Source organism: Providencia alcalifaciens (assembly GCF_915403165.1).
GTDB classification, from domain to species: Bacteria; Pseudomonadota; Gammaproteobacteria; order Enterobacterales; family Enterobacteriaceae; genus Providencia; species Providencia alcalifaciens_C.
Map to the genome: position 1 here is coordinate 3240379 of NZ_OU659204.1, position 14652 is coordinate 3255030.

At 43.2% G+C, this 14652-nt stretch carries 15 protein-coding genes; 6 read left to right on the forward strand and 9 right to left on the reverse strand.

The window, feature by feature from the left end; all coding sequences use genetic code 11:
* Positions 1 to 33: 33 nt before the first annotated feature.
* Positions 34 to 906, reverse strand: a complete 873-nt coding sequence (rsmI, locus tag LDO73_RS14740) for a 16S rRNA (cytidine(1402)-2'-O)-methyltransferase (protein ID WP_036956141.1) — start codon at positions 904 to 906, stop codon at positions 34 to 36.
* A gap of 61 nt (positions 907 to 967) precedes the next feature.
* Between rsmI and LDO73_RS14745 the strand changes: the two genes are divergently transcribed.
* Genes LDO73_RS14745 through dolP form a run of 4 tightly spaced genes read left to right on the forward strand, consistent with a single transcriptional unit; the run spans position 968 to position 4258 of the window.
* A complete protein-coding gene (locus tag LDO73_RS14745; RefSeq protein ID WP_224058995.1) occupies positions 968 to 2647 on the forward strand; it encodes a penicillin-binding protein activator in 1680 nt (559 codons plus the stop codon).
* Positions 2648 to 2695: 48 nt separating this feature from the next.
* Positions 2696 to 3082 carry a YraN family protein gene (locus tag LDO73_RS14750; RefSeq protein WP_154603437.1) on the forward strand — a complete coding sequence of 129 codons (387 nt, stop codon included), beginning with the start codon at positions 2696 to 2698 and terminating at the stop codon, positions 3080 to 3082.
* Positions 3083 to 3673 (forward strand): DnaA initiator-associating protein DiaA, encoded by a 591-nt coding sequence (gene diaA / locus LDO73_RS14755; RefSeq protein ID WP_006659121.1) that lies wholly within the window; start codon positions 3083 to 3085, stop codon positions 3671 to 3673.
* Positions 3674 to 3682: 9 nt separating this feature from the next.
* The gene (gene dolP, locus LDO73_RS14760) at positions 3683 to 4258 is read left to right on the forward strand and encodes a division/outer membrane stress-associated lipid-binding lipoprotein (protein ID WP_224058996.1); all 576 of its coding nucleotides are present in this window, start codon (positions 3683 to 3685) and stop codon (positions 4256 to 4258) included.
* 63 nt (positions 4259 to 4321) lie between these two features.
* Here the strand turns inward: dolP and mtgA are convergent, their stop codons facing one another.
* The 3 genes from mtgA to arcB all read right to left on the reverse strand — a co-directional run bounded on the left by mtgA (position 4322) and on the right by arcB (position 8279).
* Complete coding sequence (gene mtgA, locus LDO73_RS14765; RefSeq protein WP_224058997.1) at positions 4322 to 5044, reverse strand: monofunctional biosynthetic peptidoglycan transglycosylase; 723 nt, start codon at positions 5042 to 5044, stop codon at positions 4322 to 4324.
* A gap of 8 nt (positions 5045 to 5052) precedes the next feature.
* On the reverse strand, positions 5053 to 5703 hold the full coding sequence (gene elbB, locus LDO73_RS14770) for an isoprenoid biosynthesis glyoxalase ElbB (RefSeq protein ID WP_224058999.1): 651 nt from the start codon (positions 5701 to 5703) through the stop codon (positions 5053 to 5055).
* A 230-nt stretch (positions 5704 to 5933) separates the two neighbouring features.
* On the reverse strand, positions 5934 to 8279 hold the full coding sequence (gene arcB / locus LDO73_RS14775) for an aerobic respiration two-component sensor histidine kinase ArcB (RefSeq protein WP_224059001.1): 2346 nt from the start codon (positions 8277 to 8279) through the stop codon (positions 5934 to 5936).
* A gap of 225 nt (positions 8280 to 8504) precedes the next feature.
* Between arcB and LDO73_RS14780 the strand changes: the two genes are divergently transcribed.
* The gene (locus LDO73_RS14780; RefSeq protein ID WP_224059003.1) at positions 8505 to 9881 is read left to right on the forward strand and encodes an FAD-dependent oxidoreductase; all 1377 of its coding nucleotides are present in this window, start codon (positions 8505 to 8507) and stop codon (positions 9879 to 9881) included.
* Between the two features lie 65 nt (positions 9882 to 9946).
* On the opposite strand, the gene sspB is transcribed toward LDO73_RS14780, so the two are convergent.
* The 5 genes from sspB to zapE all read right to left on the reverse strand — a co-directional run bounded on the left by sspB (position 9947) and on the right by zapE (position 13869).
* The gene (gene sspB, locus LDO73_RS14785) at positions 9947 to 10441 is read right to left on the reverse strand and encodes a ClpXP protease specificity-enhancing factor (protein ID WP_423810857.1); all 495 of its coding nucleotides are present in this window, start codon (positions 10439 to 10441) and stop codon (positions 9947 to 9949) included.
* Positions 10442 to 10446: 5 nt separating this feature from the next.
* Positions 10447 to 11088 (reverse strand): stringent starvation protein SspA, encoded by a 642-nt coding sequence (gene sspA, locus LDO73_RS14790; RefSeq protein WP_224059005.1) that lies wholly within the window; start codon positions 11086 to 11088, stop codon positions 10447 to 10449.
* Positions 11089 to 11587: 499 nt separating this feature from the next.
* A complete protein-coding gene (gene rpsI / locus LDO73_RS14795) occupies positions 11588 to 11980 on the reverse strand; it encodes a 30S ribosomal protein S9 (RefSeq protein ID WP_224059007.1) in 393 nt (130 codons plus the stop codon).
* A 14-nt stretch (positions 11981 to 11994) separates the two neighbouring features.
* The gene (rplM, locus tag LDO73_RS14800; protein WP_006659112.1) at positions 11995 to 12423 is read right to left on the reverse strand and encodes a 50S ribosomal protein L13; all 429 of its coding nucleotides are present in this window, start codon (positions 12421 to 12423) and stop codon (positions 11995 to 11997) included.
* A gap of 315 nt (positions 12424 to 12738) precedes the next feature.
* A complete protein-coding gene (zapE, locus tag LDO73_RS14805; protein WP_224059009.1) occupies positions 12739 to 13869 on the reverse strand; it encodes a cell division protein ZapE in 1131 nt (376 codons plus the stop codon).
* Between the two features lie 249 nt (positions 13870 to 14118).
* Between zapE and zapG the strand changes: the two genes are divergently transcribed.
* Positions 14119 to 14517: a Z-ring associated protein ZapG gene (zapG, locus tag LDO73_RS14810; protein ID WP_006659109.1), complete on the forward strand. Its 399-nt coding sequence runs from the start codon at positions 14119 to 14121 to the stop codon at positions 14515 to 14517.
* Positions 14518 to 14652 lie beyond the last annotated feature (135 nt).

A 14652-nucleotide genomic window follows, 5' to 3' on the forward strand; every position in this document is an offset into this window, starting at 1 on the left:
CAAATTACGTCAAAGCTTGCACTTGGACAAAAATCACTCGCCGTCTTGTTGGTCTAGCATCAGTTTATATAACTGGTTTTTCTTCAGGCCATAAATTTCTGCGGTGATCGCGGCCGCTTTTTTTGGTGGTAACTCTTTTTGCAGTAAACCCAACGTACGAATAACATCTGGCGTAATTGCCGATTCATCCGTTTGTGGCTTATACCCTTCTACAATTAGCACCATTTCACCGCGATGACGGTTTTCATCTTCTTTTACCCATTCGAGTAATTCACCAACTGGACGCCCTTCAATCGATTCCCATGTTTTGGTCAATTCTCGGGCTAAAACCACACGGCGCTCAGGACCCCACACTTCCACCATGTCTGCTAAACTGTCTAACAAGCGATGAGTGGATTCATAAAAAATAAGTGTTCGAGTCTCTTGTTCTAAGGATTGCAAAACATCTTTGCGTCCCTTAGTTTTCGCGGGTAAGAATCCTTCATAACAGAAACGGTCTGAAGGTAAACCCGCTGCTGACAAGGCGGTGATAGCCGCACAAGCGCCCGGTAATGGGACAACACGGATCCCCGCTTCACGGCAGCGATTGACTAAGTGATAGCCAGGATCATTAATTAAAGGTGTACCTGCATCCGAGACTAATGCGATACTATCCCCTTGTTGAAGCTTGCTAATTAATTGATCTGCTTTTTGCTGCTCGTTATGATCATGTAGCGCAAACATGCGCGCATTGATGGCAAAATTCTGTAAGAGAATGCCTGAGTGCCTTGTGTCTTCCGCAGCAATTAGGTCAACATGTTTAAGCACATCTAACGCGCGTTGCGTGATATCTCCCATGTTACCAATTGGGGTTGGCACGATGTACAGCGTAGATGCCATAACCACTGCTTGATTAGGTTGATTCATTGTTTCATCCGAATAGCCGGTTTAAAATTAAGCAATTGAAAAATACACCATTGGATACAGTATGCGTCCTTCAATTTTTTTGCATTTGAAAAAAAGATTAATCTGCACTGCGATGTTGTCCACGTTGGCATTAACAGGGTGCCAAATCGAATCATCGACAACCTCGACAACAACCCAGCAGCCTAGCGTTTCTGATGCCAGCCATTACCAATCCGTTATCGATGCCGCTCAAGGCAAACCATCAATGGATGTCCTGCGTGCTTTTATCAGCCAAGAGCCTCTGCTAACCGATCCTGCACAACATCAGGCGAATATTGATTCTCTGTGGCAGATGTTAACACAGATGAAGCCAGAACAGATTCAAGGAATCGAAGCTAACGAAAATATTCTACTGGGCTGGGTCGACCTTCTGGATATCTACCAAAATAATAAAGATGACCCAGAGGCACTACGTACTGGCATCGAAGACTGGAAAACTCGCTACCCACATAATCCGGGTGCCAAAAATCTGCCAAGCGCATTAGTTCAAGGGACAGTCACCAAAGTCGGTGCGAATCCACGTATTGCGCTATTTTTACCGATGAGCGGGCAAGGCCAAGTCTTTGGTCAAGCCATCATGCAAGGCTTCCTTGATGCACAAAAAGGTTTACCTTCAGGCCCTGCATCCCAAGCTGCCGCAGCACCGACTGCGCCACAAAGCTCCGGTAATAATGTGCTAGACCAGATTTACCAAGAAGTGGCTGCAACAGTTAATGAAAATGCCAATTCCGAAGTTGCTGCATCCAGCGTACGCATTGATGCAACGCCAACCAATACCCAAAACGTTAAAGTCTTTGATACCCAAGGCAAAGCGATCCCTCAATTAGTCGCTCAAGCCACTTCTGAAGGGTATAACTTAATTGTTGGACCGCTACTGAAGCCAGAGGTGCAAGCTATTGCTCAAATGAATATGCCCGTCAATGTACTGGCACTGAATGAATTAGACGCTAACCAATTACAGCCGCGTGCAAATTTATGTTATTTCTCTTTATCCCCTGAAGATGAAGCGAAAAATGCCGCTAACCAAATGAGATTAGACGGTAAGCAGATGCCGTTAGTGCTAGTACCTGCATCCCCATTTGGGGATCGCATCGCAAAAGCATTTGCCGAAGAGTGGCAAGCAAAAGGCGGTGGTACTGCACTAATGCAAACATTTGGTTCTACTGCATCCTTAAAAGAGTCGATCAACCGTGGTCAAGGGATCCGCATGACGGGTACCCCAATCAGTGTCGGTACCCAAGGAATAGCTCCAACCAGTGGCAGTGTTGATGCAGTTTATATCGTGGCAACACGCGACGAATTAACCCTCGTCAAACCGATGATCGATATGGCGATCAGTTCCCGTCAGCGCCCTGCTTTATATGCGAGTTCGCGCAGTAACCAAGGGAACTCAAATGCCGATTATCGTTTCGAAATGGAAGGCGTGAAATTCAGTGAAGTTCCATTACTTGCTGGTGCAAACAACAACCTACGCAAACAAGCTCAAGGCAAAGTGAATAACGATTATTCGCTGTTCCGCCTGTATGCGATGGGTATTGATGCATGGTCACTGGCGAATAACTACGATAACCTGCAGCAACACAGTGACCAGTTCCGTGTTAACGGTGCATCCGGTACGTTAAGTGTGCATGATAACTGTGTTATTTATCGCGAATTACCGTGGCTGCAATTTAAGCAAGGGCAAGTAAAGCCTGCGCAATAAATTAAACAAGGTCGCTTTATTATTGCCTATTTTTCAGACAAGGATGTCATGAAAACCGTTAAAAAATCATTAAAATGGTTGACTGGTCGATATTACGAAAACCAAGCGCTCTCCTATTTAAAGCAGCAAGGGCTCGCTTTTGTCGCACGCAATGTTCGAAATCGTGCAGGAGAAATCGATTTGATCATGCGAGATAAATCAGGCTGGGTATTCGTAGAGGTTCGTTTTCGCAAGAATAGTGATTACGGAGACGCACTTTTATCAGTAAACTGGCACAAACGCAGAAAAATATTGTCCACTGCACAATATTGGCTTGCTCAACGACAAGAAAGTTTTGAAACAACACCCTGCCGCTTTGATATCTGTGCAATCACCGGCAAGCAATTTCAGTGGATTCAAAACGCATTTAATCTTAGTGAACAGGAATATAAGTAAGTGCTAGATAGAATAAAAGTTTGCTTTACTGAAAGCATCCAAACTCAAATTGCCGCAGCTGAAGCCCTGCCCGATGCAATTTCTCGTGCTGCAATGATGATGGTACAGTCACTGCTTAATGGTAATAAAATTTTGTGTTGTGGCAATGGCGCATCCGCAGCAACAGCACAGCGTTTTGCAGCGAGCATGATCCACCGTTTTGAAACCGAGCGCCCAAGTTTACCCGCTCTCGCGCTAAATACGGATAATACCGTGCTCACCGCGATTTCGGGAAGCAAGCAACCAACTGAAATTTATGCAAAACAAGTTCGAGCTCTGGGCCAGCATGGTGATGTATTAATGGCCATCTCAACCCACGGTAACAGTGCCGATATTATTAAAGCCGTAGAAGCTGCAGTAACGCGCGATATGACTATCGTCGCACTCACTGGCTATGATGGCGGCGAATTAGCGGGTCTTTTAGGACCACAGGATGTTGAAATTCGCATTCCATCCCAGCATAGTGTCAGAATTCAAGAGGTACACTTACTCACAGTGAATTGTCTGTGTGACCTTATCGATAACACGCTCTTTCCTCATCAGAACGACTAAGGAGACAAAATGCGATTACTTCCGATTTTTGCCATAGCGTTTAGCGCGGTTCTTTTACAAGGCTGTATTGGTGCAGCTGTTGTGGGTACTGCTGCAGTAGCTACCAAAAGCGCTACAGACCCTCGTTCTGTTGGTCAGCAAGTTGATGATGGCACATTAGAAGCCCGAGTCAGTGGCCAACTTAACAAAGACAAAGATATCACCAGCAAAGCCCGTATTATTGCAACGGCGTATAAAGGCAATGTCTTGTTAACGGGGCAATCTCCCGATATGTCATGGGCAGATAAAGCCAAACAAATCGCCAGTAACGTCGATGGTACAGAAAAAGTGTATAACGAGGTTCGACAAGGTCAGCCCGTTGATTTAGGTACCGCGTCAAAAGACACTTGGTTAACCACTAAAGTGAAATCTAAGATTTTAGCCAGTGACGAAGTGAAGTCAGGCAGCGTTAAAGTCATCACTGAGAATGGTGAAGTCTTCTTATTAGGCGTACTCACTCAGCAAGAAGGTGCTGCAGCTGCAAAAATTGCGAGTGAAACGGATGGCGTTCGTCGTGTAACGACTGCATTTACTTATCTCAATTGATTATAAATAGTAACCTATTGTTACAAAGAGCCAAGCCATGAAGTCAAATTCATGGCTTTTTTCTTATTCCTCACCTATACCGTTATTTTTCAGATAATTCCTATCTCCTAATAAGCTCATCTGATTAAGTATCCATGCTTGCCTTTTCAAAACATATGAAGATGGGTTTTTCACATGGAATCGATGAGGGTTAGGTAAAACAGCAGCTAAAAGTGCAGCTTCCTGCCGGGAAAGCTTGCTAGCAGGCTTATTGAAAAATTTATTTGCAGCCTCTTCAACACCAAAAACCCCCTCTCCAAACTCTGCAATGTTAAGATAAACAGTAATGATCCGAGTTTTTGACCACATTAACTCCATAACAGGAGTCATTGCTGTTTCAAGTCCTTTTCTTACCCAGCTTCGTCCATCCCATAACCATAAGTTTTTTACCGTTTGCTGAGAGATTGTTGAAGCCCCTCTAACTGTCTGTTTATTACTCGAATTATGTTTATATGCTCGCTCAATTGCATCAAGATCAAATCCCCAATGATGAGGAAAATTTTGATCTTCAGAAGCAATGACAGCGAGATAAAGATAGGGAGAAATCTGTTTTTCACTCACCCAAGTCGAATGAGAAACATAAGAAAAATTAAAGCTTACCCATGCGGAAAGCTGTCTTTCGACCATCACTGCAGAAAAGGGAACAGGGATAAATTTGAAGATCACCACAGACACTAGCCAGAGGGCAAGTAATGAAAGTGTGATCTTCTTTAACCAATACCACAACCGAGAAACAAACTTTTGCATTGAGTTAATTACGCCATTTCTAATACTTTCTCAACCAGCTTATTGATACCTATATTTGCCTCAGCAATGGATTGAGCCAGCATATAAGCAGGTGTTGTAACAACTTTGTTATATTCATCAACCACAATGTTATCAACCGTGCAAACAACATGCTGCCCACCCATCTTTTCAATTTGGGCAATCGTTTCAGTATCATTGCCAATCGTCAATTTCACTGATGTATTTAACATCTTCGGTAGCATGACAGGAGCAATACACATCAGCCCTAGCGGCTTTTTCTGTTGGTGCATTGCCTGTACCAAACTTAATAGTTGTTTATTAATTTCACATTCGCTTCCTTTCACCGCAAAATCGCATAAATTTTTTGCGACACCAAAACCACCAGGAATTATAAGGGCATCTAGCTTAGAGGCATCTGCTGATGACAAAGGCGCTATTTTCCCACGAGAAATACGTGCAGACTCTTCCATTTGGTTGCGTTTTTCTGTTTTTAATTCACCATTAACATGATTAATTACAGTAGCTTGATATTCATCTGGCGCATAAAAGTGAACTTTTGCGTTATTTTTACTTAAAGCAAGCATAGTTAATACTGATTCATGGATCTCGCTTCCATCAAAAACACCACAGCCACTTAAAATTACCGCAATTGATTTCATATCTTCGTCCTTTTGTAGTAAATTACTCCCCAGAGCGAAAGCAGACAAACATCAATCTTCATCACAGATTTTAATGAATCTTGTAACAGGTTCGATAAATTTTGGTATCTTGATAACGTCTGAGTCGTGACAAATGCATTTTAATGATTCGCCTAAGATAAAAATTATAAGCGAATCAATGATTTCCCTGGTGTTGGCGCAGTATTCGCGCACCCCAACTTAGGTTGGGGTTATTTTTTTGTGCGGCCATCCACCCAGTTTCTTAATGTTTCTATATCTGATTTCCAATCCTGCTTTAACTCATCAACCCACTCTTGCACATTGTCCCACCATGCTGGTAATTCAGGGGATTGGATCTGCTGAGCAAGTTTCTGTAAATTTTTTAGTCCAATTGAACCTGCGGCACCTTTGATTTTGTGAGCTTCCTCAACAATTCCCTTCTGATCTTTAGCCACCATATTGGAATCGAGAATCGCTAAATAGCCTGGTAGCATTTTTTCAAATACTTCTAAGCCGTCATAAATCAGTTTTGGTCCAACTAATTCAATGTATTGCTCTAACATTTCACAATCTAAAATTGACTCATCAACTTCAGCCATATCCACTTGCTCCTCATGCTTGTCATTTGAAGATGCATTTTCGCCCCAGAATTGCTCAATCACTTGAGTGAGCGCAGGAACCGATAATGGTTTGCTCAGAACACCATCCATCCCCGCATCGAAGTACTCTTTCTTGTCTTTGAGGACATTCGCAGTCAGAGCGATTAATGGTGGTAAATCATCCTTATCATACTGTTGTTTAAGCTGTTTAGAGATATCTAACCCCGTCATATCAGGAAGTTGGATATCCAGTAGAACTAAGTCATATTCCCCAGGTGCGAACATCTCTAACGCGTCTTTACCTGTCATTGCAACATCAACCGTGTTACCAAGGTTTTCCAGCACAGAACACGCCACAACCACATTTAGTTCAATATCTTCTACTAGTAAGATATGGAGCGCTGGTAATGGATAATCATCTTCGTGCTGTTGCTGCTCTTCGATTTCAGCCTCAACCTCAGGGGCTATAATCGACAATGTAAATGTTGAACCATGCCCAATATCGCTTTCCACGCGGATATCACCACCCATACTTTGTGCTAACCTACGGGATACAGAAAGCCCAATCCCCGTTCCCGTTGCAGGACGTCCACCGGCGGAGTCACGAACTTGATAATACATAGCAAAGATTTTATCTAATTCATCTTTCGGAATACCGATGCCGCTATCTTTGACTTGGAAAAACAGCTTGTCATCCGCTTCACGCCAAATGCTTAATTTAACTTCACCTTTCTGAGTGAATTTCACCGCATTACCGATTAAGTTCCACAGAATTTGGCGTAAACGAGTTCCATCCGTCAGAATAGTTTTAGGTAAGCCATGAGCGACATCCATGACAAACTTCAAACCTTTCGGCTGAACCAGTAGCCCGCTTAAGTTTTCTAAATCGTTCACAAATTCGGGCAATGTCACAGGCTGGTTATCCAATTGGACTTTGCGACGCTCGATTTTGTCCATTTCAATCACATCATTAAAAATATTGCCTAAGGTGACGGCACTGACGTGAATAGTTTTTAAATAGCTCGATTGTTCTTTGGTAAGCTTAGTATCCAGTAAAATGCGACTAAGCCCCACAATCCCATTAAGCGGCGTACGAAGCTCGTGGCTGATAGTAGAAATAAAGGTAGTCTTCTCTCTACTGGCGTTCTCTAACGCCTCCTGATAGCGCTTACGCTCGGTAATATCACGCCCGAACCCCATTAGCCCGTGACGCTTCCCTACACGATCATAAAATGGCACTTTTCGCAGCTCAAAACAGGCTTTTCGCCCATCTGGGTAAACTAACCACTGTTCATAGGTTAATGCCACATTGTGTCTGAAAACTTTCTCATCCGTTTCCATCACTTTGGCGGCAATTTCTTCATCATAAATGTCCAGAGGCGTTAAACCGACTAGCTGTTTTTCACTCTTACCGGTGAGTAGCTCCATTGCTCGATTACAGCCAGAAAACTCATTATTTTCATTACGATAATAAACAAGGTCAGGGGAAGCATCGAGGAATGAACGCAGTAAAACAGATTGCTGTTCGAACTCAATTTGAGTCTGTTCGCGGTATTTCATTTCTTGTTTGAGTTGCTCTAACAACTCAAGATGAGCGCTTTCGGCTTTTTCACGCTCTAAAATTTCTAAGTTAAGTTGCTCAATATTGCCTTGAAGCTGAGTATTCAGTTCCGCATCACGCTTTCGCATCACTTCGAGTTTATCAACCATGCGCGTTAAACGTTGACGGGACTCTTCTAATTGTTCTACCACCACCGAAAGAAAATAAACGGCTAATGGCGTAATAATTAAGCCAAAGAAAATGGAGCCGACCATATCGAGGCTATCGACTTGTCCTCGAAGAAAAATCGCTACCGCCATTTGCATTATCATGGCGAGCACAACTAACGCTGACGCGAGAAGCAAAGAGAAACGCACTAAGCCTAGCTTCATCATCAGGTCAACATAGTATTGTGCAAGACCGCGAAGTACTTTCATAACCACCCCTTAGTTAAATTCTCACAGAATCATATATCAAACAGGGCTGTTTCGGATGGGGTTTCATACGAAATATCGATCCTGCTCATTAAATCGTCGGTCACAATGGGATATTCACCCGTGTATTAGTAACTTTATTACGATAATCACTATTTATATCAATGCTATCAAAGTAAACTTTAATTTATATCATTCCCGTAAAAGAATTTGGCCGGAAAGGTGCCTATGTCCTCTTCACATATGGGTTCTCCCCGTCTTGAACCTCGTAAAAAAGCGCTGACAATCCGCAAAATTGAGTTTGTGGAAATTTACCAGCCAATAAGCGGCATTGAAGCTCAGCATCAAGCCCAGCGTTGCTTAAGTTGTGGCAGCCCCTATTGTGAGTGGAAATGCCCACTCCATAACCCTATCCCAAATTGGTTAAAGCTGGCTGGAGAAGGTCGAGTTCTTGAGGCGGCAGAGCTTTGTCATCACACCAACAGCTTGCCTGAAATTTGCGGTCGAATTTGCCCACAGGAACGATTGTGTGAAGCCGCTTGTGTCCTGAATGAAACCTTTGGTTCCGTCACGATTGGGCATTTGGAGCGCTATATTACCGATAGTGCGTTTGAGCAAGGTTGGCGTCCTGACCTTTCCCATGTTAGGGAGACAGGTAAACGTGTCGCAATTATCGGCGCGGGTCCCGCAGGTCTTTCCTGTGCCGATGTGTTGGCTCGCCACGGCGTTCAAGCAACGGTGTTTGATAAACATCCTGAAATCGGCGGGTTACTCACTTTTGGTATTCCCGCATTTAAATTAGAAAAACAGATAATGCAGCACCGACGACGTATTTTTGAAGAAATGGGGATTATCTTTAAACTTAACACCGAGATTGGGCTGCATATCCCTCTAGAAATGTTGCTCAATGAGTTTGATGCGATTTTTATTGGAACCGGCACCCATCATCCAGTTACAGGGAATCTCCCCAACGAAGGCGCTATAGGCGTTTATCAAGCACTGCCTTATTTAGTGGGCAATGCACGTCATTTATTAGGCTACGCTGACGATCCCCGATATCCTTATGTATCACTGGAAAATAAAAATGTGACTGTATTGGGCGCAGGAGATACCGCGATGGATTGTATCCGCAGCGCTATCCGCCAAGGTGCGAGCAAAGTCAGTTGTATCTACCGTCGTGACGCTTCAGAAATGTCAGCAACACCACGAGAGGTCCTACACGCCCAAGAAGAAGGCGCACAGTTCCATTTTCACTTACAACCTATTGGGATTAACACTAATTCCGAGGGGCAAGTTATTGGTGTCCATTTCGCCAGCACATTATCGAATTCCACAGAATCGGAAGAAATTACACACTCTGCTGATGTTGTCATTATTGCGTTTGGTTTTGAATCTGATGATATGCCATGGATTAGCGCACATTCCATACAGCGCGATACGGACGGTAGAATAGTGGCACCTCGTCATCATCATTATGCTTACCAAACTTCACACCCTAAAATTTTTGCAGGGGGAGATGTGGTACACGGTTCTGATTTGGTGGTGACAGCGATTGCTGAAGGGCGTGGTGCAGCAGAAGGAATAATGAGTTTTCTTCAGGTATAAAAAAAGAGGAATTTCTTCCTCTTTTTAGCATTTTCTATATCTATGTTAACGGCCACGATTTGTGCTTATTTCACAACCCGTAACGCTGGACGACCTTTCGGTGGTCTTGGTGGCTCATCATCTGGGAATGAAGGCTCTTCAGTTTGAGTGGCTTCATCATGAACCAGTACGATGTTGTCAGATAGTGCTTCATCAGTTGCATTGTCTTCCCCATCAAAGTGCTCATCATAAGCCGCTTCAGGTTCAAACATCATACCAGCGCCATTTTCACGAGCATAGACCGCCATGATAGCTGCCATTGGTACATATACCTGACGAGGTACACCACCGAATCGCGCATTAAAACGCACTTCTTCGTTGGTAATTTCAAAGTTCCCCACTGCACGCGGGGCAACATTTAAAACAATTTGCCCATCACGCGCAAATTCCATTGGAACATTCACCATGGGAAGAGTGACATCAACCACCAAATGCGGAGTCATATCGTTATCCAGCAACCACTCATAGTGGGCGCGCAGCAGATAAGGGCGACGTGGTGTCATTGGTGCCATTTCCATCATCCGACTTAGCCTCGTGCTGACAGGCGCATTTCACGCTCTAATTCAGTTAATGATGCTAAAAATGCATCGCGTTCAAATACACGCTGCATGTACATCTGTAAGTGTTTGCTGATTGCTGGCTTTAATTCGATCCCTAAGATAGGTAAGCGCCATAATAGCGGTGCTAAATAGCAATCAACTAAGCTGAATTCATCACTCATAAAGAATGGCATCTCAGCCAGTACAGGTGAAACTGCGATCAGTTCTTCCGCTAATTGGCGACGAGCTGCATCTGCCTCTTGTGCTGTGCCCTTCTCGATTTTGGCCATCAATGAGTACCAGTCTCTGCGAATACGATGCATCAGCTGGCGGCTAGTACCACGAGCCACTGGGTAAACAGGCATTAATGGTGGATGAGGGAAGCGCTCATCGAGGTATTCCATGATGATATCTGGATCATACAAAGTTAGGTCACGATCCACCAGCGTTGGAACGCTTTGATATGGGTTAAGATCAATAAGGTCTTGAGGCATATGACCAGGTTCGACATGTTCAATCTCAACGCTAACACCTTTTTCAGCAAGCACAATACGTACTTGATGGCTAAAAATATCAGTTGGGCCTGAAAACAATGTCATTACCGAACGTTTATTAGGAGCAACAGCCATTAAAACCTCCAAATGATAAAAATAATGATCCTTAAATAAGGATTAATTCATTATTTCCATTTTTAAAATCCCATGTACTTAACCTTCAAGATCCATTTTGAAAGTCAGCACAACCCTCTCGCTTCATGAAAGCGAGAAATAATCAAATAAAAAACTGGGGCATAGTCTAACAGATTTTGTACAGCTTAGGGGGCTAACCTAGAGAAAATCATCGGTTAATTTTATTATAGAGGAATAACACCATCAAAATCAGTTCATTCAACCTTAAGTTTGCGATAGCAAAAAATTAAAACCTTGAAGTTAACTCAATAGTTGATAGTTATATTTTATTGCATTTGAGATAGCACGCAAAAAGCGAGTGGAATAATAAAATAATATCTTTTACCTGTCTTTATTTTAATTAAATCATGATGGCTCAATATTTGATTTATTTTAGGCAATAAAAAACCCGTCATAAAGACGGGCTTTTTCATCAACTTTATGCCCAGAAGGCAATAAATTAACGTTTGGAGAACTGTGGACGACGACGTGCTTTACGCAGACCCACTTTCTTACGTTCAACAGAACGCGCATCACGGGTAACAAAACCAGCTTTACGCAGATCAGAACGAAGAGTCTCGTCATAAGCCATCAGTGCACGTGTAATACCGTGACGGATTGCGCCTGCCTGACCAGAGATACCACCACCTTTAACAGTGATGTACAGGTCAAATTTTCCTAACATTTCAATCAATTCTAACGGCTGACGAACTACCATGCGCGCAGTTTCGCGACCAAAGTATTGTTCCAGTGTACGTTGATTGATTGTGATGTTACCGCTACCCGGCTTAATAAAGACACGAGCAGATGAGCTTTTGCGGCGACCAGTGCCGTAGTATTGATTTTCAGCCATTGCTATAATCCCGATTAAATGTCAAGAACTTGCGGTTGTTGTGCCGCGTGGTTGTGCTCATTACCTGCGTAAACTTTCAGTTTACGGTACATTGCACGACCCAGAGGTCCTTTTGGCAACATGCCTTTAACCGCGATTTCAAGCACACGCTCAGGACTACGAGCAATCATCTCTTCGAAAGTTGCTTGCTTGATTCCACCAATATGGCCAGTGTGGCGATAGTAGATTTTGTCTTCGCGTTTTTTGCCGGTAACAGCAATTTTTTCTGCATTCAGAACGATGATGTAATCACCAGTATCCACGTGCGGAGTATATTCCGCTTTATGCTTACCGCGCAGACGGCTAGCAATTTCAGTTGCAAGACGGCCTAAAGTTTTGCCATCTGCATCAACAACATACCAGTCGCGTTTTACGGTCTCTGGTTTAGCTGTAAAAGTTTTCATTAAAACTTACCCAATATTGAAGTTACACGTTGTGTGAACACTCATGTTCGTAAAATACAGCGAGGTTCACGCGACTCATTGTCCAGCAAACCCACCCCTTCGAGCAGCCTAGCTGGCATTAATGCGTTATTTTTTGGGAAATAAAAAACAACGCCGTAACGTGGGGTCGCAAGATTATAGAGAAGTCAGCAACAAAAATCGACCCCAAATGCATTTTTTTTACGTTCAAATAAATAATTAGTGCGACATGCTCAAAAATCACGCAAAAATCCAGAGGGAAAACGACATCCTTGAGACCTATTTCCTCTTTGGCTTCTATGATAAATGCGGAATTTTCAAATATTCTTCACTTTGCATTTCTTGCAAGCGAGAAAGGCAGCGCTGATATTCAAACGCCAAAAGTTGCCCTTGATAAAGTGAATCCATCGGCACCTGTGCATTGATCATCAATTTTACCTTACGTTCATAGAACTCATCAATAAGCGCGAGAAAACGTCTGGCAGGATTTTCATCTTTCAGCCCCATCACGGGGACGTCATAGAGCAATACCGTATGATAACAATTTGAGAGGTATATATAGTCGTTTTGGCTACGAGGCTCTTCACACAGTACTTTGAAGCTAATCGCTAAAACACCTTCAGCAGAACGAATTGCCTGCATTTTCCGATGATTCACTTCCAATATTGGGTTTTGCTGCCCTTCCTTCCCCGCCAGTTTTACAAACACCTCATCTAAATGATGGCGATTTTGTTCATTAACTGGCGATAAAAATAGATGGACTTGAGTCAGCGTACGCAAGCGATAGTCGATCCCTGCATCCACATTCATTACGTCACAATATTTTTTTATCTGTTCGATAGCAGGCAAAAAGCGAGCGCGTTGCAACCCGTTGCGGTAAAGGTTGTCAGGGATGATGTTGGATGTCGCGACTAATGTGATGCCCCGCGCAAATAGCCCTTCTAATAGAGTTCCTAGGATCATCGCGTCGGTAATGTCCGAGACAAAAAACTCATCGAAACACAAAATATCCGTCTGCTTTTTAAATTCATCAGCAATAATGTCGAGCGGATTTTCCTGTCCTTGCAGCGCCATTAAGTCTTCCTGCACTTTCTTCATAAAGCGATGAAAGTGTAAACGCAATTTGCGTTCTCCCGGTAAACTGTCGTAGAACATGTCCATCAACCACGTTTTACCGCGACCTACCCCCCCCCACATATATAACCCCTGAACTGGCTCGCAGGTTTTTGTGGATGATTTCCCTAACAAGCGTCCAAAGCGTTGTTTTAGACCATTTGGTCTTTCATTTGGAAAGCAAGGCGTAGCACTACAAAGTTGCTGATAAATCTTGTCTAATCGCTCTACGGCTTGTTTTTGTACGTCATCTGGCTGGTAATTGCCTTGCTCAAGAGCTTGTTGGTAACGCATGGTAGGGGTCATCGGTGACATCAACTCAGTGATCCTTAAAATTTTCGGTTTTTTTTACCGTTATATGATATACACTGCCTTTATTATAACCAGATTCTGTTAGCATTTAACTTTCGATTAACTATTCGGCATAGAGTAAGGAATTTCGCTTTATTATTCCACTCTTTAGCATTAACAGATTTGCTATTAGCAGGTATAGTTAGGGTAATCGAGCTAAATTTTGGCGACCATTTTCTGTGAATTTTGATTGAAGTAAACGAAGGAGTTAGCATGACTTGGGAGTATGCACTAATAGGATTAGTTGTTGGCTTTATCATCGGCGCATTGGTTGTGCGTTATGGCAATCCAAAACTTCGTCAACAAAAAACAGCACAGGCTGAATTAGACAAAAAAAGCACTGAGCTGGAAGAGTATCGTAAAGAACTCGTTAGCCATTTTGCTCGCAGCGCAGAGTTATTGGATAAAATGGCACGCGACTATCGCCAACTGTATCAACATATGGCGCAAAGCTCTTCCGAGTTAATGCCGGATATGCAGGATAACCCATTCCATTATCGTTTGACTGAATCTGAAGCCGATAATGACCAAGCACCGGTTAAAATGCCACCAAGAGATTACTCCGAAGGTGCTTCAGGACTGTTCCGCCCTCTCGAAGAAAAAGAGAAGTAATTTTTTGATTATGCCACCAGTAGCGCCCGTTACTGGTGGTGTTATTTCCCCGCTGCATCACTCCAATTCCGAATAAAATCTTATAGTTAGTTTAGCTACTGTATAGAAGTTAGCATTTCACCTAAACATCATGTA